The following is a 22,525-nucleotide window of genomic DNA, read 5'->3' as shown; positions in this document are numbered from 1 at the left end:
TTTAACTGACCATCATATTGAGGTTGAGGTTATACATAATCCACAATGAGCCCACAACGACGATAAAGATAATCACAGCGGTGAACAGAAGTGCCACCAGGTTCCAGCGCTCTTCCGACGACGTATTCATGTGCAGGAAGAACACCAGATGGACAACGATCTGGATGATTGCGGACGCAACCACGGTACCCAGGATCAGTGAATGTGATGCCGTGTCGGTCATGACCATGGCAAACGGGATCACCGTCAGGATAACCGACAAGATGAAGCCAATAGCGTATGACTTCAGGCTGCCGTGGCTTGCGCCACCATGGGAAGTAGCAGAATGACTCATTACATCGCTCCCATCAGATAAACAACGGTAAACACGCAGATCCACACCACGTCCAGGAAGTGCCAGAACAGGCTCAGACACATCAGACGGGTTTTGTTGACTTCAGTCAGACCGCGACGTGAAACCTGAACCATCATAGTCAGGATCCAAATCAGACCACAGGTCACGTGCAGACCGTGGGTGGCGACCAGCGCAAAGAAGCCAGACAGGAAACCACTGCGTTGCGGGCCATAGCCTTCAGCAATCAGGTGATGGAATTCATAGAGTTCCATTCCGATGAAGCCTAAACCGAACAGGAAAGTCAGGAACAACCAGCCGTTAACAGCTGCTTTGTTGCCTTTGTTCATGCCCAGCATCGCAAAGCCGTAAGTGATACTACTGAACAGCAGGCAGAAGGTTTCTACCAGCACGAACGGCAGTTCAAAAATGTCTTTACCAGAGGGACCGCCAGCGGTCCCGTTTACCAGTACTGCATACGTTGCGAACAGGCTCGCAAACAAGATGCAGTCACTCATCAGGTAGATCCAGAAGCCGAAGACTTTGGTTGCACCTGCGTCGTGGTGCCCATGCTCAGCATGGGCCTCATCGTGGTGAGTCAGAGTATCAGTTGCCATGTTTCACACCTGCTTTACGGATTTGTTCATAATGTTGGTTTTCAATACGTTCCACTTCTTCAACTGGCACGTAGTAATCAACATCTTCGTCGAAGCTTTTCGCAATCCAGGTCACAACCAGCGCAATGAAGCTCACTGCTGCCAGCCACCAGATATCCCAGATTAAAGCGAAACCACAAACCAGACTCAGCATAGCGATGATGAAACCGGCGCCGCTGTTACGTGGCATATGAATCGGTTCATATTTAGCAGGCTGCTTGTAAGCGGTGCCTTTCTCTTTCATGTCCCAAAACTCATCACGGTCGTGAATTTGCGGCACGATAGCGAAGTTGTAGAACGGAGGAGGAGAAGAGGTTGACCACTCCAGAGTACGTGCGCCCCATGGGTCACCGGTCAGATCACGGTTCTGGTCGCGGTCGCGAACGGAAACGAAGATCATGATCAGCTGGCAGAGGATACCGCAGGCAATCAGTGCAGCACCGCATGCCGCAACAACCAGCAACGGGTGGAACTCAGGATCGATGTTCTGGCTGACACGACGGGTCATACCCATGAAGCCCAGTACGTACAGTGGCATGAACGCAACGAAGAAACCGATGATCCAGAACCAGAATGAACGCACACCCCATTTTTCGTTCAGCGTGAAGCCGAAGGATTTAGGGAACCAGTAAGTCAGACCTGCGAAGCAACCGAAGACCACACCACCGATGATTACGTTATGGAAGTGGGCAATCAGGAACAGGCTGTTGTGCAGCACGAAGTCAGCACCCGGAACCGCCAGCAGAACGCCGGTCATACCACCCACAGAGAAGGTGATGATGAAGCCAACGGTCCACAGCATCGCTGCATTCAGCGTGATACGGCCCTGATACATGGTGAACAGCCAGTTGAAGATTTTTACCCCGGTCGGGATAGAAATGATCATCGTCATGATGCCGAAGAAGGCATTGACGTTTGCGCCTGAACCCATGGTGAAGAAGTGGTGCAGCCAAACGATGAACGACAACACGGTGATGGCGATGGTTGCCCATACCAGCGAGGTGTAACCGAACAGACGTTTTTTGGAGAACGTTGCGGTAACTTCTGAGAACACACCAAATACTGGCAGAACCAAAATGTACACTTCCGGATGGCCCCAGGCCCAAATCAGGTTGATGTACATCATCATGTTGCCGCCCATATCATTCGTGAAGAAATGGGTGCCCAGATAACGGTCTAAAGTCAGCAGTGCAACAGTCACGGTCAGGATCGGGAAGGACACGATAATCAACACGTTGGTGCACAGTGCGGCCCAGGTAAATACCGGCATTTTCATCAGCGGCATACCAGGAGCGCGCATCTTCAGGATGGTCGCAAAGAAGTTAACACCGGTCAGCAAGGTACCGACACCGGATATCTGGAGACTCCAGATCCAGTAATCTACCCCGACCCCCGGACTGTATTCCTTACCTGACAGTGGCGGATAGGCCAACCAGCCGGTCTGTGCGAATTCACCCACACCCAGAGAGATGTTGATCAACACAACAGCAGCGGCGGTAAACCAGAAGCTCACGTTGTTCAGGAACGGGAACGCAACGTCGCGCGCACCGATTTGCAAAGGAACAACCACGTTCATCAGACCGATTACGAAAGGCATCGCCATGAAGAAGATCATGATTACGCCGTGCGCGGTGAAGATTTGGTCGTAGTGATGAGGCGGCAGGAAGCCCGGTTCACCTGCAGAAGCAAGAACCTGCTGGCTACGCATCATGATGGCATCGGCAAAGCCACGCAGAAGCATGACGAAGGCCAGAATGATATACATGATACCTAATTTTTTGTGGTCGACAGACGTCAGCCACTCGGTCCACAGATACTTCCACTTACCGAAATAGGTGATGCCGGCAAGGACTGCCAGACCACCAATGATAATCGCGGCAACTGTGACCATGATAATCGGTTCATGATACGGAACCGAATCAAGCGTTAATTTTCCGAACATCGTTTATTCCTCGGCTCCGGCTGCGTGAGACTGTCCACCCATATCCATGCCTTTCATGTCGCTGCCTGCTGGCATTGGCATGGTGTGACCTTCTGGCGCTGCCTTCATGTCATGCATGGAGTATTTGCCAATGATTTCTTTGAACAAACCAGGTTTTGCAACAGAGAAGTATTCGACCGGGTTGTCGATACTCTGTGCAGCCAGTTTGTTGAAGTCATCAGTGGTTGCCAGTTGGTTCGGTGCGCTTTTCACTTTCGCTACCCAGGTGTCGAAATCGGCACGGGTTGGAGTCGCAATCGTGTTGAACTTCATGCCAGAGAAACCGCGGCCGCTGAAGCTTGCTGAGATGCCCTTGTAGGTACCGGCTTCATTTGCAATCAAATGCAACTGAGTCTGCATACCGGCCATCGCATAAATCTGCCCGCCTAACTGAGGAATAAAGAACGAGTTCATCACAGAGTCAGAAGTGACTTTGAACTGAACCGGCACATCTTTAGGAATGACGAGTTCGTTAACGGTAGCGATCCCCTGTTCCGGATAAATGAACAACCATTTCCAGTCCAGAGAAACGACTTCAACCGTCATCGGTTTTTCGTCAGTCACGATAGGCTTGAACGGATCAAGCGAGTGGGTGGTTTTCCAGGTTATCGTTGCCAGGATGGCAATGATAATAATTGGAACTGTCCAGACGACGGCTTCAATCTTGTTGGAGTGGGACCAATCAGGACTGTATTTTGCTTTTGTGTTGGAAGCACGATACTTCCACGCAAAGGCAAACGCCATGATAATAACTGGTATAACAACGATCAGCATTAAACCGATAGCGGTTAAAATCAGCGTTCTCTGCTCGAGTCCAATTGCTCCCTTGGGATCCATCAATGCCGTATTGCAACCGCTCAACAATAACGCGGAAGCAAATAAGGACAACATCCCAATACTTTTATTGTATTTCTTAAGTCTCATCTAACGACCTCAATAACTAGGGCTCTATTGTCGCTTCAGGTGTGCGGGCATTTTACGGGAAGGTTGCAGGACTGTAAACACGCTTAAACAAGTGTCAAGCCGCTGTTGACACTTTATGTTAACGCAGTCACACATGTCACGGATCGTGACAATTTACAGTGGGCAACAATATGTTGCGTATAGATTTTTTTCTATAGTGATGAAAAACAAGGGGTGACAGATTTTCTCAATATTATTGCCGGCCGATATCCGATCGATAGGTTTAATTAATGTTAAATTAATGTTTAAAACGAGTGAAATAAAATCAACAAAAAGCGGCGGAGAAAAATTATCCCCGCGAATATTATTTTTTCTGAATTTAAATTGTTGAGTGATATTTATTGATCAGTTGTTAAATGAATGCGCCACTCATTTCAAATGAATGGCGGCAAATCATGAACGTGCGGTACGGCGCAGAGATAAAAAGTCGAGCAGGCTGCCTAAAATAACACCAGTCAGACATATAAATGCGCCGGTTTCCAGCAAAACTGTCGCCAGAGCTTGCCAGGAAGCCCAGCCCATACTGTCGGCAATCAGTGTGACCAGCCACAGGATCAGCAGCACGCTTCCTGTCAGCAGAAAACGCAGCGCCCACCTGTAGGATTTTGCAAAGTGAACGCGTGGCAGGAAGCTGTCGGTGCTTTGAGTGTATTCCAGCGTCTGTCTGCAAACCGCCAGCAGCAGTAAACCGGGGACCGCCGCCACAATCGAGAAAAGATAAAACCACGGCCAGCCATAGGCTTCCACAAACCAGCCTGCAATCGGCCCGACATATACACGGCCCACGGCTGATAGCGCAGAAAGCAACGCAAACTGCGTGGCAGAAAACGAGCGGTTACACAACGTCATCAGCAATGCGACAAAGGCCGCAGTCCCCATCCCCCCGCAAAGATTTTCGAAGAAAATCGCCGTGCCCATGGTGATCAAATCTTTATCTGTAACGGCAAGGATCCAGTAACCCGCATTGGATACAGCCTGTAAAATCCCGAACAGCATCAGTGCGCGGAACAGGCTCAGACGTTGCATCAGCATCCCGCCCAGCAGGGCGCCAAAGATTGTGGCCGCCAGACCGAGCGTTTTATTTACCAGTCCGACTTCTCCGGCATCAAATCCGACGCCGCGGATCAAAAATGTGGTGCTCAGGCTGCCTGCGAATGCATCGCCCATTTTGTACATCACGATAAGTAGTAAAATCAGCCAGGCATTATTACGGCCAAAGAAGTCTTTCAGCGGCGCGACGACCGCCATTTCTAGGGTACGCGGAGCCGGTTGCGAGTTTTCAGGTTCCGGCGACAGCAGGGTGGCGATAACGCCAGTCAGCATCAGACCTGACATCAGCCAGTACATGTGTTGCCAGCCGAGGTAGCGATCTGCCAGCCATAAGGCCAGTCCGCCGGATACCAGCATCGCCAGCCGGTAGCCCAGTACGGAAACTGCCGCGCCGTTCCCGCGCTCTTCCGGTGGCAATAAATCAGTTTTGTAGGCGTCGAAAACGATGTCCTGCGACGCGGAAGCGAAGGCTATCAGCACTGCCAGCGACGCCAACCAAAATAAATCTTTGGAGGGATCCATAAATCCCATCGCGAAAATCGCCACCACCAGCAGGAGTTGCGTCAGTATCAGCCAGCCGCGTCTGCGCCCGAGGAAAGAGGGCGTATAGCGGTCCATCATTGGTGACCACAGGAATTTAAAAACGTAAGCCTGACCGACCAGCGAGAAAATCCCGATGGTTTTCAGATCGACGTTTTCCACTGTCATCCATGCCTGCAATGTGCCGGATGTCAGCGCCAGCGGTAAGCCGGAAGCAAAGCCCAGAAGCAGTAAAATGACGGTATTACGCTGCGTGAAAATCTTGAAATACTGACCTTTCATTAAAATTGTGTTCCTGCGTACCGGTGAGAGAGTGGCGCATACGCATAATAAAGGAAGGGATGCTTATCGGGAAAGACAATCACTTGCCTCAGAAAGCATTCTGCCCGGACAAGCCGGGCAGAAGTGTTCACTCTTACAGCAGAAACTTATCGCGCGTTAGCTTTGATGAAGTCGCTGATGCTGGTATCTGAGGCCATGTCGCTGATGACATCACCCAGAGTGGTGTTAACCGCATTGGTGATTTTCGCGTTAGTCGCAGACAGTGCGCCCTGAACGTTGTACGTCGAGCGGTAGTTTTTCACCTGTTTGCTGCCATTTTTAGCCGTTGCAATGATAGAGATATCGGCTTTAGTGGTGATGTTATAACGCAGGTTACCTTCCTGAACATCTGCATACAGATTGTTCACCACGATTTGCAGATCCACAGCGCCGTCAGCACCGACCATGTAACCACGGGCGGTCATTTGTTTCTCCAGAGATTCCTGCAGCAGGAAACGCAGGTCACGGGAAGGCGTAAGGGAAATCAGCTGGCCGTCACGGTTTACTTTTGCCAGTGCCTGATCCTGACGCTGGTCAGCACCGTTGATGCTGATGGTGATGCCCTGGAGGGTAGGATCCTGTGAAGGCAATACAATTTTCGGAGAAACGTCCAGCGTGTTAGTGCTGGTGGCACAGCCTGCCAGCATCAACATCGCCAGAACCGGGAAAATAATTTTCTTTAGCATGTGTATTTTCTCAATATTAATAAGGGAATAGTGCTCAAAATTTTGCCGACATCATAACATTGCCATTTTCCGGGGGAAGTCCCAAAAATCCGGAAAACGTCTTTTTTGCGCTTTTTTTCAGCAAAGAAGTCGTTAACCTGCGGATGACATTCATCATCCGTGGCGGAACAGCACTTTCTTTGACAGAATCAGCTTTGACAGGCTGAGCGGCGTTTTTATCAATCTGCAGCAGAAATTTATTGTTCTGGCATGCATAGAGTCCGGAAAACAGCCTATCATTATAGAGAGATAGAAGTACCAGACAGACGCAGTTCTCAGCTGATGCGGTGTAAGGAGATTGCTATGATTCGTGAGCAAATAGAAGCAAAATTAGTTGAAGCATTCGAACCTGCGTTTCTGGAAGTGACTGACGAAAGCTATCGTCATAATGTCCCGGCAGGCTCCGAGAGTCATTTTAAAGTCGTCATGGTGTCCGATAAGTTTATCGGCGAGCGTTTCCTGGCGCGTCATCGTGCAATTTATGGAAGATTAACCGAAGAGCTGGCGGGCAGCGTTCATGCACTGGCACTGCATACTTACACCCTGAAAGAATGGGAAGGTTTGCAGGATACGGTTCCGGCCTCTCCGCCTTGTCGCGGCGCGGGCACAATGGCGTAATCGTCACGATTTGATTCAAAAAAGGCATAAATATCGGCATTTGAGACGGTAAAACTGGAACTTTCCTTGTCAGATGCGGTATTAGTAGATGCGAATTTCAAGAAACGGCCCGCGGGCCGTTTTTGTTTTTCTTCTGACGGACAGACGGCAAGGCGAAATGCCTTTGCAATGACCGCTTTTTTCGATGGATCGATTCCCGTGTGAGTTTCCTCCCGCGTAACAGATACCGTCCTCGACTCAATGCGTCTGCGTCGCTATAATGTCGCGTCTAATTTTTCCGGAATGGTTTCGGACGCTCTCGAATACAGGGCTACGTTCTGATACAGAACTGTCCCGGTTCTTAGAAGTCGTTTTCAAGGTAAGTTCGCGCACTCGATGCTGCTTCTCATCTTGAGAACGACTTCTGGAGTTGACCGAGCACTGTGATTTTTTTTTGAGGTAACAAGATGCAAGTTTCTGTTGAAACCACTCAAGGCCTTGGGCGCCGCGTAACGATTACTGTTCCTGCTGAAAGCATTGAAAAAGCAGTGAGCAGTGAACTGATCAACGTCTCTAAAAAAGTACGTATTGACGGCTTCCGTAAAGGCAAAGTACCAAGCCACATCATCGAACAGCGTTACGGCGCGTCAGTACGTCAGGACGTGCTGGGTGATCTGATGCAACGCAATTTCGTTGATGCGATCATCAAAGAAAAAATCAATCCGGCTGGCGCACCTAACTATATCCCGGGTGAGTACAAGCAAGGTGAAGACTTCAATTTCTCCGTAGAATTCGAAGTGTACCCGGAAGTTGAGCTGAAAGATCTGGAAAACATCGAAGTTGAAAAACCTGTTGTTGAAGTTAACGACGCTGATGTTGATACCATGCTGGAAACTCTGCGTAAGCAACAAGCTGACTGGAAAGAAACTGACGCTGCAGCCACTGCTGAAGACCGCGTAACCGTTGATTTCTCCGGTTCTATCGACGGTGAAGATTTCGAAGGCGGCAAAGCCTCTGATTTCGTACTGGCTATGGGCCAGGGCCGCATGATCCCAGGCTTCGAAGAAGGTCTGGTCGGTCACAAAGCGGGTGAAGAATTCACAATCGACGTGAACTTCCCGGAAGACTACCACGCTGAAAACCTGAAAGGTAAAGCAGCTAAGTTCGCGATCACTCTGAAGAAAGTTGAAGAGCGTGAACTGCCAGAACTGACGCCAGAATTCATCAAACGTTTCGGCGTGGCTGATGGTTCTGTTGAAGGTCTGCGCGCTGAAGTGCGTAAAAACATGGAACGCGAGCTGAAAGGCGCTGTTCGTAACCGCATCAAAACTCAGGCAATCGACGGTCTGGTCAGCGCTAACGAAATCGACGTGCCAGCTGCACTGATCGACGGCGAAGTAGATGTTCTGCGTCGTCAGGCTGCACAACGTTTCGGCGGCAACGAAAAACAAGCGCTGGAACTGCCACGTGAGTTGTTCGAAGAGCAAGCTAAACGTCGCGTCGTTGTTGGTCTGCTGCTTGGCGAAGTGATCAGCCAGCACGAACTGAAAGCTGACGAAGATCGCGTTAAAGCGCTGATCGAAGAAATGGCTTCTGCGTACGAAGATCCACAAGAAGTTGTTGAGTTCTACAGCAAAAACAAAGAGCTGATGAACAACATGCGTAACGTCGCTCTGGAAGAACAAGCGGTCGAAACTCTGTTGTCGAAAGCGAAAGTGACTGAAAAAGCCACTACCTTTACTGAGCTGATGAACCAGACTCAACCTGCATAAGTTAAATGCACGTTGCTGAACCTGTTTACAGGTTCGCTTCTCAGGCCCGCAGTTTTTACTGCGGGCTTTTTATTTGCTGAAAATCAGGTATTTTTTGTTTTTGACTGTTGTTTTTGCACTATATTTATCACTATAAGGCACAGCCCACGTAGAAACCTCACACTGGCCTCATCCACAATGGCTTTCATCGGTTCAGGACAGCGTGAGAAAAAGAAATATTCCTGCAGGCTTGAAAAAAGGGGCTAAATCCCCCAATTGATAAGAACGAACCCAGGTAAATTTGTAGTTAAAATCTGACTGATAACGACCGTCAGGCGTGTAAATGGCGACTTGGCCGCTTGAGCATAGTCATGTGTGCCTATCTCAAGTAGAATCGGTTTTAAAGAGCGCCAAACAGAATCTATTAGGAGACGGTTATGTCATACAGTGGTGAAAGAGAGCAATTTGCACCAAACATGGCGTTGGTACCCATGGTGGTTGAGCAAACTTCACGGGGCGAACGTTCATACGACATCTTCTCCCGTCTGCTTAAGGAACGCATCATCTTCCTGACAGGTCAGGTTGAAGACCATATGGCTAACCTGATTGTTGCCCAGATGCTGTTTCTGGAAGCAGAAAGTCCGGAAAAAGACATTTATCTTTATATCAACTCACCGGGTGGTGTGATCACTGCCGGTATGTCGATTTATGACACCATGCAGTTTATCAAACCGGACGTCAGCACCATTTGTATGGGGCAGGCTTGTTCAATGGGGGCATTCTTGTTGACCGCCGGTGCAGAAGGCAAACGTTTCTGTCTGCCAAACTCACGCGTGATGATCCACCAGCCACTGGGCGGTTTCCAGGGCCAGGCGACGGACATCGAAATCCACGCAAAAGAAATTCTCAAAGTGAAATCACGTATGAATGAGCTGATGGCGAAACATACGGGTAAAACTCTTGAAGAAATAGAGCGTGACACTGAGCGTGACCGTTTCCTGTCTGCTGATGAGGCTGTACAGTACGGGTTAGTGGATTCCGTATTTACCCATCGCGCCTGACGGCTTATTTCTGCCGGGCTGATGGTCTATAGTTATACTCATACGGACGTCTCAACGGCAGGTTTTGTATTAAGCAAAACCTGCCTGCCATGAGTCATAACAGGAATGAACAGACATCAGCCAATCATGCGGCTGTTGTGTAATATGGTCGTGCCGTGGTGTTCTTGTTACGCTGCGGGACTGATACTAGAGAAGAGGTTTACTGATGACAGATAAGCGCAAAGACGGTTCAGGAAAGCTGCTGTACTGCTCTTTTTGCGGCAAAAGCCAGCATGAAGTGCGTAAGCTGATTGCCGGGCCGTCAGTGTATATCTGCGATGAATGTGTCGATTTATGTAATGACATTATTCGCGAAGAGATCAAAGAAGTCGCGCCACACCGTGAACGCAGTGCATTACCGACGCCGCATGAAATCCGTCAGCACCTTGACGATTATGTCATCGGCCAGGAACCTGCGAAAAAAGTGCTGGCTGTGGCTGTGTACAACCACTACAAGCGCCTGCGTAATGGCGATACCAGCAACGGTATCGAATTAGGCAAGAGCAACATTCTGCTGATCGGGCCAACCGGTAGCGGTAAAACGCTGCTGGCGGAAACCCTGGCGCGTTTCCTGGATGTGCCATTTACGATGGCTGATGCTACCACGCTGACCGAAGCGGGTTACGTTGGTGAAGACGTCGAAAATATTATCCAGAAGCTGCTGCAGAAATGTGACTACGACGTACAGAAAGCGCAACGCGGCATTGTTTACATTGATGAAATCGATAAGATTTCCCGCAAATCTGACAACCCGTCTATCACGCGTGACGTGTCGGGCGAAGGTGTTCAGCAAGCGCTGCTGAAACTGATTGAAGGCACAGTGGCTGCCGTTCCACCGCAAGGCGGACGTAAGCATCCACAGCAAGAATTCCTGCAAGTTGATACATCGAAAATCCTCTTTATCTGTGGCGGCGCATTTGCCGGTCTGGATAAAGTGATTGGTCAGCGTATCAACACCAATACCGGTATCGGTTTTGGTGCAGAAGTGAAAGGCAAAGAACAGAAAGCGACCGAAGGTCAGTTGCTGGCGCAGGCTGAACCAGAAGATTTGATCAAATTTGGTCTGATCCCTGAGTTCATCGGCCGTCTGCCCGTGGTAGCGACCCTGAGCGAGCTGAACGAAGAAGCTCTGATTCAGATTCTGAAAGAGCCGAAAAATGCCCTGACTAAGCAATATCAGGCATTGTTCAATCTGGAAGGCGTTGAACTGGAATTCCGCGATGAAGCGCTGGTTGCGATTGCGAAAAAAGCCATGGTCCGTAAAACCGGTGCCCGTGGTCTGCGTTCCATTGTAGAAGCCGCATTGCTGGACACTATGTATGATCTGCCGTCTCTCGAAGATGTCGAAAAAGTGGTGATTGATGAGTCCGTGATTGCGGGCCAGTCAGAACCTCTGATGATTTATGGCAAACCAGAAGCACAACAGGCATCTGGCGAATAATTAGCCAATCTATCCAGAGAGTTAGCCATGAAATGGGGGATTTTGTCCCCCATTTTTTTTTCGCACATTCTTATCGTTGAATGTCAGACATTCATCCCCATATACTCAGTTAACGACTTGCTGAAACCCGTCTGACTCGTGTTTCACGAGATTTCCTTAACCTGGCGGAAGCTAAACTAAGAGAGAGCTCTATGAACCCTGAGCGTTCTGAACGCATAGAAATCCCCGTATTGCCTTTGCGCGATGTGGTGGTTTATCCGCACATGGTGATCCCGTTGTTTGTTGGCAGGGAAAAATCGATTCGGTGCCTCGAAGCTGCGATGGATCACGACAAAAAAATCATGCTGGTGGCGCAGAAAGAAGCTTCAACAGATGAGCCGGGCGTTAATGACCTCTTCTCCGTGGGTACGGTTGCCTCAATATTACAAATGCTGAAGCTCCCGGACGGCACGGTCAAAGTGCTGGTGGAAGGGTTACAACGTGCGCGTATTACGACACTTTCTGACAGTGGCGAGCATTTTGCTGCCCAGGCGGAATATCTTGAATCTCCGGCCGTGGATGAACGCGAGCAGGAAGTTCTGGTGCGTACTGCGATTAATCAGTTTGAAGGCTACATCAAGCTGAACAAAAAGATCCCGCCGGAAGTGCTGACTTCGCTGAACAGTATTGAAGATGCTGCACGTCTGGCTGACACCATCGCTGCGCATATGCCATTGAAACTCGCTGATAAACAATCCGTGCTGGAAATGTTTGATATCACCGAGCGTCTGGAATATCTGATGGCGATGATGGAATCGGAAATCGACCTGTTACAGGTTGAGAAACGCATCCGTAACCGTGTCAAAAAACAGATGGAAAAAAGCCAGCGCGAGTACTATCTGAATGAGCAAATGAAAGCGATTCAGAAAGAACTTGGCGAAATGGACGATACGCCTGACGAGCATGAGGCGCTGAAACGCAAAATCGAAGCGGCCAAAATGCCGAAAGATGCGCGTGAAAAAACCGAAGCTGAGTTGCAAAAGCTGAAAATGATGTCGCCGATGTCCGCCGAAGCCACGGTTGTCCGTGGATATATCGACTGGATGCTTCAGGTGCCATGGAATGCCCGCAGCAAAGTGAAAAAAGACCTGCTCAAAGCGCAGGAAGTTCTGGATACTGACCACTATGGTCTGGAGCGTGTCAAAGACCGCATTCTGGAATACCTCGCAGTACAGAGTCGTGTCAGCAAAATTAAAGGGCCAATCCTGTGTCTGGTCGGGCCTCCGGGTGTGGGTAAAACCTCACTGGGTCAGTCAATCGCACGAGCGACTGGCCGTCAGTATGTGCGTATGGCGCTGGGTGGCGTACGTGATGAAGCGGAAATCCGCGGTCACCGTCGTACCTATATCGGTTCCATGCCGGGCAAACTGATCCAGAAAATGGCGAAAGTCGGAGTTAAAAACCCGCTGTTCCTGCTAGATGAAATCGACAAGATGTCATCTGACATGCGTGGTGATCCTGCTTCTGCTCTGCTGGAAGTGTTGGATCCGGAACAGAACGTGGCGTTTAACGATCACTATCTGGAAGTCGATTACGACCTGTCAGATGTGATGTTTGTGGCGACCTCGAACTCGATGAATATCCCGGCTCCGCTGCTTGACCGTATGGAAGTGATCCGTCTTTCGGGCTATACCGAAGATGAAAAACTGAACATCGCTAAACAGCATTTGCTGCCGAAGCAGCTTGAGCGTAACGCGCTTAAGAAGAACGAACTGACGGTTGATGACAGTGCAATTATCGGCATTATCCGTTTCTATACCCGTGAAGCGGGTGTGCGTAGTTTAGAACGTGAGTTGTCTAAACTTTGCCGAAAAGCAGTTAAACAATTGCTGATGGATAAAAACATCAAGCACATTGAAATCAACGGCGACAACCTGAAAGATTTCCTCGGCGTGCAGAAGGTCGATTACGGCCGTGCTGATACCGAAAACCGTGTGGGCCAGGTCACTGGTCTGGCGTGGACCGAAGTGGGCGGCGAATTGCTGACAATCGAAACGGCCTGCGTACCGGGCAAAGGTAAGCTGACGTACACCGGTTCTCTGGGTGAAGTGATGCAGGAATCCATTCAGGCCGCGCTGACCGTTGTGCGTTCACGTGCTGATAAACTGGGTATCAACCCTGACTTCTACGAAAAACGCGATATTCACGTTCACGTACCAGAAGGGGCAACGCCGAAAGATGGTCCGAGTGCCGGTATCGCAATGTGTACTGCGCTGGTGTCTTGTCTGACGGGTAACCCGGTTCGTGCGGATGTTGCGATGACAGGTGAAATCACTCTGCGTGGTCTGGTTCTGCCAATTGGTGGTCTGAAAGAAAAACTGCTCGCAGCCCATCGTGGTGGCATCAAAGTGGTTCTGATCCCGGATGACAACAAACGCGATCTGGAAGAAATTCCGGCAAACGTGCTGGCAGATCTTGAGATCCACCCGGTAAAACGCATTGATGATGTTCTGAACATCGCATTGCAAAATCCGGCTTACGGCGCACTGCCGGTGGCAGCAAAATAGTGACATCAGCTTACACAGTTGAATAAAACTCAGGCTGGCAGGTGAAATCTCACTTGCCAGCTTTTTTTTGTGCCGTTAACGTAGTCAACGGTCAAAGGGTTTCAGGCTGCTTTCAGTCGCTTGCATCGCTCTGACAAGATTGATATAACAGCAGCGCGGTCACGTCTGCAGGGAAAATGCGGCGTGATGAACGAAATTAAGAGGGGATGATAAGAGTGAATAAGTCACAATTGATCGACAAAATTGCTGCCGGTGCTGATATTTCTAAAGCCGCAGCGGGACGTGTTTTAGATGCTGTTCTTGCATCTGTCACTGACACCCTGAAAGCGGGGGATGAAGTAGCTCTGGTAGGCTTCGGTACTTTCTCCGTGCGTGAACGTTCAGCACGTACTGGTCGTAACCCACAGACCGGTAAAGAAATCAGCATTGCAGCAGCCAAAGTACCTGGCTTCCGTGCAGGTAAAGCGCTGAAAGATGCCGTTAACGGCTAATTATCTGCAAGCTGACGTTACAACCGTGTGAGGCGCATCACTGATGCTTTTTCATTCAGGTCTGGTTGTTAAACAATAACCTGACGTCATCGGGCTGGTAAGGTAAGATACAAGGCGCATCGAGAACGATGCGCTTTTTTTATTACAGCGGAGTGTTGCCTCACTATGATGGACAATTTACGCGCGGCTTCCAACAACGTCGTGCTCAAAATCATTCTGGCCCTGATTATTCTGTCCTTTATTTTGACAGGGGTGGGCAACTACCTGGTCGGCGGTTCAGGCGACTATGCAGCGAAAGTGAATGGTCAGGAAATCGGTCGGGCTCAGTTAGAGCAGGCTGTACAGAACCAGCGTAACCGGTTGCAGCAGCAACTTGGCGATCAGTTCTCTGAACTGGCGGGCAGTGACGGTTACATGCAGCAATTGCGTCAGGAATCCCTGAGCAATCTGATTGACGTCACTTTGCTGGATCAGTATTCCAAAAAATTGGGTATTACCGTCAGCGATCAGCAGATCAAAGATGCGATTTTTGCCACCCCACAATTCCAGACTGATGGCCGTTTTGATAACGCCAAATATCTGCAAAGTATCCAGAGCATGGGATACAGCGCGGATAATTTTGCGCAGTTGATGAAACAGCAGCTCATCAGTCAGCAGCTTGAGCAGGCTTACGGCCAGTCAGATTTCGTTTTGCCGGTAGAAAGCAAATCATTGGCTGCACTGCTTCTGCAGGTTCGTGAAGTACAAACCGCCACTCTGGATACCGATGCGCTGGCTGCTAAACAGCAGGTGACTGACGCAGAGTTACAGGCTTTCTACGACCAGAACAAAAACAGCTTTATTTCCCCTGAGCAGGTAAAAGTCAGCTACATCGAAATGGATGCCGCGGCTATGCAGGGCAAAACTGAAGTGACAGATGCTGATATCAGTGCCTATTACGATCAGCACAAAAGTGAGTTCGGTCAGCCTGAACGTCGCCGTTACAGCGTCATTGTCCTGAAATCACAGGCTGATGCCGACGCGGTTGCCGCCGAGCTGAAAAAAGGGACTGACTTTGCCGAACTGGCTAAGACTAAATCTACCGATGCCCTGAGCGCTAAACAGGGTGGTGATTTGGGCTGGATGGAACCTGAAACCACATTGCCAGAATTTAAGAACGCTAATCTGACGGCTAAAGGTCAGGTTTCCGGCGTGATTAAATCTGACAGCGGTTTCTTCATCCTGCGCCTTGATGACGTGACGCCTGAGCAGGTCAAACCGTTAGCGGCTGTCCGTAACGCGATCACTGACAAGCTTAAGCAGGAAAAATCACTGGATGCTTACTACGCGCTGCAACAGAAAGTCAGCGAAGCGGCAACCAATGACAATGAATCTCTGACTTCAGCCGAAGAAGTTGCAGGAACTAAAGCGGTGCATACCGACTGGTTTACCCAAAACCAAATTCCTGCTGGCATCAACTTCAAACCTGTCGTACAGGCGATTTTTGATGGCGGTCTGATTGGTCAGGACGGTTCTCCGGGCAGTAACTCCGATATCATTACTGTCGATGGCGATCGCGCCTTTGTGGTTCGTGTAGAAGCGCATAAGGCGGAAGGCGTGAAACCTTTTGCTGAAGTGAAAGATCAGGTGACGACGCTGGTTAAACGCCAGAAAGCACAAGATCAGGCACGGATGGATGGCGAAAAACTGCTGACCGCTCTGAAAGACGGCAAAGGCGATGACGCGATGAAAGCGGCAGGTCTGAGCTTCGGTGCTGTGCAGAAAGTTCAGCGCAGTCAGCAGCCTTCTGCGTTTGAATCTAACGTCTACGCGTTGCCACATCCTCAGAAAGACCAGCCAGTTTATGGTCTGACTCAGGACAATAAAGGCAACAGTGTACTGGTTAAACTGAATACTGTGACGCCGGGTGTCGTTCCTGAAGCGGATATCGCGCGTTTCAATCAGGAGATGCAACAAACCTCCTCGAACGTAACCTTTGATGCCTTGCTGACTAACCTGCGTCAGGAAGCGAAAATCAAATACGGTTCAGCTGCACAAAACCAGTAAACGCCGCAAAGTTTTGCAACGCGTTGCAACAAACAAAGGCCGCTTTCGCGGCCTTTTCCATATTTGAAACTTGCCCGTTGTTCGCTTTTCCTGCCTGATGCACTCTCTCCGTGCTGTCAAACACATGGAGGATACAGCATGAAAAAATTAGGCATTACATCACTTTCGTTGGCTCTGGCACTGGGGCTTTCTACTCTGCCCGTTATGTTACACGCGGCACCCAATGCCACCAGCCCTGTGGCGACTACTACGGCAGCGCCGGTAACGGCTACAGGTAAAGTCTCAGGCCCGCAAGTGAAAAAGGAGCAGGCTGCGGTTACAGATGAAAGTACTGTCAGCATCAACACTGCGACGGCAGAGGAATTTGCCAAGGTGATGAACGGGGTAGGGATGAAGAAGGCGCAGGCCATCATCAGCTATCGCGAGGAACTTGGGCAGTTTACCGATGTGGAACAACTGCGCGAAGTACCGGGAATTGGTGCCGCATTATTTGAACGTAACAAGGACCGTCTGAAATTGTGACGGATGTCGCGGCGGTAAACCCTTAACGGTTGCCGCCGTTTTCTTCTGCTAATCTCTAAAGACATCTGACCAGTTTGGTTGTATGCCTCAGACGACTATCAGGAGTTTTTTAACCACTATGCATACCTTTATCAAAGTTCGCGGCTTTCATATCGACGTCTATCAGCACGTCAACAATGCGCGCTATCTGGAATTCCTCGAAACTGCCCGCTGGGAATGGCTCGATAATCAGTCGGGTTTCCAGTGGATGAGCGAGAACAAAATCGCGTTTATCGTGGTAAATATCAACATCAATTATCGCAAACCCGCAGTGCTTGGCGATGTGTTGCGCATTGACAGCAGCATGCAGCAATTAAACGGACGCAGCGGTGTGCTGGAACAAGTTGTCACTTGTGAGGGCGAAGTGGTTGCCGATGCGACGCTGACGTTTGTCTGTATCGACTTGCGTACACAAAAGGCGTTGCCGCTGGAAGGTGAGTTGCTGGAGCGATTACGTGAACTGGAACTGGAAAACGACTGATTTGGCTAAGTACTGATAAACATGCTGATTAATAGAAAACGGGTGGTCTGATGGCCACCCGCTTTGCTTCTGACGTCTGCTTAATCAGCGCAGACCGGTTTTCTGCTTCAGGCTGTTCATCACGCCTGTTTTATCCTGCTGAAATTGCTGCAAACCATTGGCGCGCAAATGACAGGCCGCACATTCGCCACAGCCATCACCGGCAATGCCGTTATAACAGGTCAGCGTTTTATGGCGGACCAGATCCAGTTGCTGATAATAATCAGCCAGCGCCCAGGTTTCCGCTTTATTCAGCCACATCAGCGGCGTTTCAAAACGGACATCGCGTGCCAGACCGAGCGAAACGGCCGTGTTCAGCGCCTTCACGAACTCATCACGGCAATCCGGATAACCGGAGAAGTCGGTTTCACAAACTCCGGTGATCACCGCTTCAGCCTGGATCTGATAAGCATAAATTGCTGCCAGTGTCAGGAATAAAATATTACGACCTGGAACGAAAGTGCTTGGCAGGCCGCCGTTATTTTCATCCCCAAAGTTAGGCACCGGAATGTTATCGCGGGTCAGGCTGCTGACGGCCAGCTCATTTAACAAGCCAACATCCAGAACCTTGTGCGCACGGGCCCCAAGTTCCACTGATAATTTCTGTGCGATTTCAATTTCAGCACGATGGCGCTGACCATAATCGAACGTGACGCAGTGGACTTCGTCATATTGCTTCAGAGCCTGAATCAGACAGGTTGTTGAATCTTGTCCGCCGCTAAAAACTACCACTGCTCTTTTCATTCTGATTACCTGTTGTTGAAACCATTATCTGAATTCACTGCCCGCCGGACAGTAAAACTGCCCTAATGTTACTTTTCTTTAGTGCCAGAGTGTAGTGAAAGAGTGTAGTGAAACAGCTCCTTCACGCATTTTCATCCTGCAGGGGTGGCGGAACCCAGGCCTGACAAAAATCGAACCAGCCCCAGGCCGTAAGCTGAACGCCGCTGATACGCGGTGGCGCACTGACCTGATATTGATAATTAAACAAGGGTGTCACGATGCCTGATTTCATCCATTGAAAGAAATGATCGCGAAGCTCATCCGAACGACGGTTTTCCTGCGGGATTTGCTGAATCACTTCCAGGCGCTGTTGCTGACACGCATAATCTTCATCGCGCAGGATCTCCGGCCAGAGCGGGTCTTGCTGTAGCCAGTTTTCAAGCGATGCTTCGGGCGATTCACCAATCAGGCGGTCCCCGAGCAGAAGATCGGCCGAGCGGAGCAACGTATCGTCTTCCCAAAGCCTGCCGGCATGATACCCGACCTCAAGCCGACAACCTTCTTTCGCCAGACGTTCTTTCAGCGCCTGCGCCACCAGTTCAAATTCAACGGGCGGATGAAATAGCAGCGTCAGTTTTTCCGGCAGCGGAACATCCGCATCATCATGCAAAGGAATTGGCCAGCCCGGCAGCATTTCTTTGCTGGATTTCACCAGGTCATGATCGATAGGCAAATTATTTAACATGCCGCTGCGCTGGATCAGACGAACGATTTTCCGCGCCTGCGTTTCATTTAACACACCGCGCCGGAGATTGGCGGCGATATAGCAAAACCCCAGGCTGGTGCTGCGTCTTACCGGTTTTACCCGCGCTAATTCTTCTTGCTCGCCAAGAATGATCCTGACCGGATGCTGACAGCTGACATTGTTTTTCTGAGCAAACAGTTGTGGCGTGATCCAAAACTCAATCGCCGCCAGATAAGGATGTTGCAGCGTATACAACGTGTGTTGCTCCAGCCGGACCAGCTCAGGGGAAAACGTGGTCAGGCGGAAAGGTCCGGCACCAATGTGCGGATCTTCAGGGTGCGAAAGCAGGCAATTGAGATCGGCAAAACGATGTGCCAGCCAGTAATCGGGTTTATCGAGATCAAATTGCAGACATAGCGCGTGAGGCTGCGACAGTCGGGTGACGGACGCCAGATTGTGTTTGCCGCGTGACGAATTTTTTAGCTGCTGGAACCGGGCCATCAGTTGCGCTGTTTTAAGCGGCTCGCCGTTATGCCAGAACAACTGACTGCGCAGAAAAAACTGCCAGGTTTTGCCATTGTTACTGACCTGCCAGTGATGTGCCAGATCAGGCTGTGGCGCAGAGTTTCCCGGAATATAACGCGTCAGTCCCGCATGAATGGTATGGGCGAGATGCTGCTCCGCCCGCCCCGTCAGGGTCAGAGGATCCAAAGACTGGAGAGGGCGGTAATAAGGTATGCGTAATGTGGGGGCGTCTTCCTGCCATTGTCCGCCGAGATGCGGTGCCAGCAGGGCATTGAGGTGTGTGGGATCCAGCTGGCTTAATTGCAGTGCCGCAGAATGTTCACCGTTAATCAGTAATTCCTGTAAATAGGTGCCGCGCAGATCTTCGGGTGTTCTCAGGCAGCAGAGCGAGGCGCGTTTACCGCGGCCAGCCTGTGATTTCCATTCAATCCAGCCCGCATCCTGAAAATGAGTAAGTAAAGTTCGCGTATGGCGTTCGCTACAGCAAAAAATGTCTGCCAGTTCTGCCACAGTAAGCTGAACCGGAAACGATCCGGTTTTGAGATGCAGACGCTGGAATTGATTAAGGCGGTTTTGCAGGCGCATGATAAATACGGAACCTTATTTTTCAGGTTAACTTGTTTGTTCAGCATATCGTTTGTTCAGGATATCCCACGCACGGCGCGCTGGCTTGCCGCGAAGAAAGAAAGTGTGAGCTAAAACCGGAACAGTATTCATAAACTGTTCACTATTAGTTCCGCAAATCCGGGTACATACTTTGAAAGTGAAAATTATTCCCGCTCAGAGAGGAAACATGTACCGTTTAGCTGCATTTGATATGGATGGCACGCTGCTTTTACCCGATCACACCCTGGGCGAAGAAACACTGGCAACGCTGCGTCAGCTGGCTGAAAAACCGGTAAAACTGACGTTTGCGACCGGTCGTCATTATCTTGAAATGAAAGATATTCTGGCAAATATCGGGCTGGACGGTTTCCTGATCACCGGTAACGGCACGCGTATTCATGATTTAGCCGGCCACAGGTTGCACGCAAGCGATTTGTCCGAAGATTGTGCGCATGAGCTTCTGCACACGCAATGGGATACTCCGGCCAGTCTGCACGTGTTCCGCGATGAAGGCTGGTTTACGTCGCTCGATGATCCAGACTTACTGATCCCGCACCAGTTCAGCGGTTTCCGTTACCAGTTGCAGGATCTGCGTTTATTGCCGGATTCCGGTAACAGTAAAGTGTGTTTCTGCGCGCCTCACGAAACCCTGCTGGCGCTGGTTCCTCAGCTGAAAGCGCACTTCGGACCGCGCTTAGATTTGTGTTTCTCAGCGGCAGATTGTCTGGATGTGCAGCCTGCGGGCAGCAATAAAGGTAGCGCCCTGGCACTTCTGACGGCAGGGCTGGGGATTGAAATGTCTGAATGCATGGCCTTTGGCGATGCCATGAACGACAAAGAAATGCTTGAAAGCGTCGGGATGGGGCTGATAATGGGCAACGCATTACCGGTGCTGAAAGAGCAATCCCCTCACTTACAAATCATCGGACATTGCCGCAATCAGGCGGTGTCTCACTTTTTGCAACACTGGCTGCACACTCCACACCTCACCTATTCCCCCGAATAAAAGGTATTGCAGCAAGCCGGGCCATTCTGTCCCGGCTTTTTTCCGTCATACTTCAAGCTGCAGATGCGCTGGCTGCGTTTGCTCACCCGAATCACTTACTCATGTAAGCTCATCGGGATTCACAAACTTGCCGCCTGCCTGCAACTAGAATTATTTTGGAAACATATTAGTTAAGTCCTTCCAGTTGTGCAGCGTAAACGGAAATATCCCCGATATTCTTCGTCACCCAGCTGTCGTCAAAATAGGTATTCAGATAACGTTCGCCGCTGTCGCAAAGCAGGGTGACGATCGAACCTGTTTCTCCTTTCTCACGCATTTGTTTTGCCAGCTGCAAAGCGCCCCACATATTGGTGCCCGTAGAGCCACCGACTTTTCGTCCCAGCACCTTTTCTAACCAGCGGACGGTCGCCACGCTTGCGGCATCGGGCACCTGCATCATGTTGTCGATGACGTCAGGGATAAATGAGGGTTCGGCACGCGGGCGGCCAATGCCCTCAATGCGACTGCTGCATTGCGCGGTGACGCTGGCGTCACCTTGCTGATAATAATCGTAAAATACCGAGTTTTCAGGATCCACCACCACCAGTTCGGTGTCGTGCCCCTGATAACGGATATAACGCCCGAGCGTCGCAGAGGTTCCGCCGGTACCGGCACTCATCACCAGATAGCGCGGCACCGGATGCGGTTCGCGGGACATCTGGCGGAAAATACTGTCGGCAATATTGTTGTTCCCGCGCCAGTCGGTCGCGCGCTCCGCGTAGGTGAACTGATCCATATAATGGCCGTTCAGTTCTCTGGCGAGTTGCTCAGAAGCCGCATAAATCTGGCTGGAATTTTCGACGAAATGACAGCGGCCGCCGTAAAACTCAATTTGCTGAATCTTGCGCGGAGCCGTACAGGAAGGCATCACGGCAATAAATGGGAGACCCAACAATCGGGCGAAGTAGGCTTCGGAAATGGCGGTGCTGCCCGAGGAAGCTTCAATGATGGGCGTATTTTCGCGGATCCAGCCGTTGCACAGACCATATAAAAACAGTGAGCGTGCCAGGCGATGTTTCAGGCTGCCGGAAGGGTGGGTGCTCTCATCCTTCAGGTACATGGAAATCCCGGGTAAGTCATTCAGTGTGAGACGAATTAAGTGTGTGTCGGCTGAACGTTGAAAATCGGCGTCGATTTCTTTAATGGCGTGAGTGACCCAGGAGTTACGCATGTTGCAGACTCATAAAAGTGTTTTGATGAGATAAGAATAACGTAATCACCAGAGAAATAAGTTACTCTTTGACCCACGGTTTGCCGTATT

The 22,525-nt window shown here is 50.2% G+C and carries 19 protein-coding genes; 10 read left to right on the top strand and 9 right to left on the bottom strand.

Translation table 11 applies throughout. The features are described from left to right. Position 1: 1 nt before the first annotated feature. From ACJY2G_RS11750 to ACJY2G_RS11725, 6 genes are all read right to left on the bottom strand, one after another. The gene (locus ACJY2G_RS11750) at positions 2-334 is read right to left on the bottom strand and encodes a cytochrome o ubiquinol oxidase subunit IV (RefSeq protein WP_013576648.1); all 333 of its coding nucleotides are present in this window, start codon (positions 332-334) and stop codon (positions 2-4) included. Further along, a complete protein-coding gene (locus ACJY2G_RS11745; protein WP_013576647.1) occupies positions 334-948 on the bottom strand; it encodes a cytochrome o ubiquinol oxidase subunit III in 615 nt (204 codons plus the stop codon). Before ACJY2G_RS11745 ends, ACJY2G_RS11750 begins: the two co-directional genes overlap by 1 nt. Beyond that, a complete protein-coding gene (gene cyoB, locus ACJY2G_RS11740) occupies positions 938-2,929 on the bottom strand; it encodes a cytochrome o ubiquinol oxidase subunit I (protein WP_113876146.1) in 1,992 nt (663 codons plus the stop codon). The genes ACJY2G_RS11745 and cyoB overlap by 11 nt, the downstream gene beginning before the upstream one ends. A 3-nt stretch (positions 2,930-2,932) precedes the next feature. Next, the gene (cyoA, locus tag ACJY2G_RS11735) at positions 2,933-3,892 is read right to left on the bottom strand and encodes a cytochrome o ubiquinol oxidase subunit II (RefSeq protein ID WP_112287504.1); all 960 of its coding nucleotides are present in this window, start codon (positions 3,890-3,892) and stop codon (positions 2,933-2,935) included. Between the two features lie 432 nt (positions 3,893-4,324). After that, positions 4,325-5,803 carry a muropeptide MFS transporter AmpG gene (gene ampG / locus ACJY2G_RS11730; RefSeq protein WP_113876145.1) on the bottom strand — a complete coding sequence of 493 codons (1,479 nt, stop codon included), beginning with the start codon at positions 5,801-5,803 and terminating at the stop codon, positions 4,325-4,327. Positions 5,804-5,949: 146 nt separating this feature from the next. Next, on the bottom strand, positions 5,950-6,528 hold the full coding sequence (locus ACJY2G_RS11725) for a lipoprotein (RefSeq protein WP_113876144.1): 579 nt from the start codon (positions 6,526-6,528) through the stop codon (positions 5,950-5,952). Between the two features lie 342 nt (positions 6,529-6,870). Here ACJY2G_RS11725 and bolA point away from each other — a divergent pair, with 342 nt between their 5' ends. The 9 genes from bolA to ACJY2G_RS11680 all read left to right on the top strand — a co-directional run bounded on the left by bolA (position 6,871) and on the right by ACJY2G_RS11680 (position 17,581). Beyond that, positions 6,871-7,185, top strand: coding sequence for a transcriptional regulator BolA (bolA, locus tag ACJY2G_RS11720; protein ID WP_013576642.1), 315 nt, complete (start codon positions 6,871-6,873; stop codon positions 7,183-7,185). Between the two features lie 446 nt (positions 7,186-7,631). Further along, positions 7,632-8,936 carry a trigger factor gene (gene tig / locus ACJY2G_RS11715; RefSeq protein ID WP_112287507.1) on the top strand — a complete coding sequence of 435 codons (1,305 nt, stop codon included), beginning with the start codon at positions 7,632-7,634 and terminating at the stop codon, positions 8,934-8,936. A 416-nt stretch (positions 8,937-9,352) separates the two neighbouring features. Beyond that, on the top strand, positions 9,353-9,976 hold the full coding sequence (clpP, locus tag ACJY2G_RS11710; protein WP_056771081.1) for an ATP-dependent Clp endopeptidase proteolytic subunit ClpP: 624 nt from the start codon (positions 9,353-9,355) through the stop codon (positions 9,974-9,976). Between the two features lie 205 nt (positions 9,977-10,181). Next, positions 10,182-11,456, top strand: coding sequence for an ATP-dependent protease ATP-binding subunit ClpX (clpX, locus tag ACJY2G_RS11705; protein WP_112287508.1), 1,275 nt, complete (start codon positions 10,182-10,184; stop codon positions 11,454-11,456). A gap of 191 nt (positions 11,457-11,647) precedes the next feature. Next, positions 11,648-14,002 (top strand): endopeptidase La, encoded by a 2,355-nt coding sequence (lon, locus tag ACJY2G_RS11700; protein WP_015698322.1) that lies wholly within the window; start codon positions 11,648-11,650, stop codon positions 14,000-14,002. A gap of 215 nt (positions 14,003-14,217) precedes the next feature. After that, positions 14,218-14,493 carry a nucleoid-associated protein HU-beta gene (gene hupB, locus ACJY2G_RS11695; RefSeq protein WP_013576637.1) on the top strand — a complete coding sequence of 92 codons (276 nt, stop codon included), beginning with the start codon at positions 14,218-14,220 and terminating at the stop codon, positions 14,491-14,493. 165 nt (positions 14,494-14,658) lie between these two features. Then, positions 14,659-16,539 carry a peptidylprolyl isomerase gene (gene ppiD, locus ACJY2G_RS11690; RefSeq protein WP_430318896.1) on the top strand — a complete coding sequence of 627 codons (1,881 nt, stop codon included), beginning with the start codon at positions 14,659-14,661 and terminating at the stop codon, positions 16,537-16,539. Positions 16,540-16,677: 138 nt separating this feature from the next. Beyond that, on the top strand, positions 16,678-17,061 hold the full coding sequence (locus ACJY2G_RS11685) for a ComEA family DNA-binding protein (RefSeq protein ID WP_430318897.1): 384 nt from the start codon (positions 16,678-16,680) through the stop codon (positions 17,059-17,061). Positions 17,062-17,179: 118 nt separating this feature from the next. After that, positions 17,180-17,581, top strand: a complete 402-nt coding sequence (locus ACJY2G_RS11680; RefSeq protein ID WP_112287511.1) for a YbgC/FadM family acyl-CoA thioesterase — start codon at positions 17,180-17,182, stop codon at positions 17,579-17,581. Between the two features lie 84 nt (positions 17,582-17,665). On the opposite strand, the gene queC is transcribed toward ACJY2G_RS11680, so the two are convergent. Beyond that, positions 17,666-18,364: a 7-cyano-7-deazaguanine synthase QueC gene (gene queC, locus ACJY2G_RS11675; protein WP_112287512.1), complete on the bottom strand. Its 699-nt coding sequence runs from the start codon at positions 18,362-18,364 to the stop codon at positions 17,666-17,668. 121 nt (positions 18,365-18,485) lie between these two features. After that, the gene (locus ACJY2G_RS11670; protein ID WP_430318898.1) at positions 18,486-20,198 is read right to left on the bottom strand and encodes an SgrR family transcriptional regulator; all 1,713 of its coding nucleotides are present in this window, start codon (positions 20,196-20,198) and stop codon (positions 18,486-18,488) included. Positions 20,199-20,406: 208 nt separating this feature from the next. On the opposite strand from ACJY2G_RS11670, the gene cof reads away from it, so the two are divergent. Beyond that, positions 20,407-21,225, top strand: a complete 819-nt coding sequence (cof, locus tag ACJY2G_RS11665; protein ID WP_430318899.1) for an HMP-PP phosphatase — start codon at positions 20,407-20,409, stop codon at positions 21,223-21,225. A 166-nt stretch (positions 21,226-21,391) separates the two neighbouring features. Here the strand turns inward: cof and ACJY2G_RS11660 are convergent, their stop codons facing one another. Then, positions 21,392-22,435 (bottom strand): PLP-dependent cysteine synthase family protein, encoded by a 1,044-nt coding sequence (locus tag ACJY2G_RS11660; protein WP_430318900.1) that lies wholly within the window; start codon positions 22,433-22,435, stop codon positions 21,392-21,394. Positions 22,436-22,525: the final 90 nt, after the last annotated feature.

The sequence above is a fragment of the Rahnella sp. ATs2 genome (assembly GCF_051851855.1).
Lineage (GTDB): Bacteria > Pseudomonadota > Gammaproteobacteria > Enterobacterales > Enterobacteriaceae > Rahnella > Rahnella variigena.
Note: the sequence above shows the minus strand (reverse complement) of the source record. Positions and strands in the feature narration are given on the sequence as shown.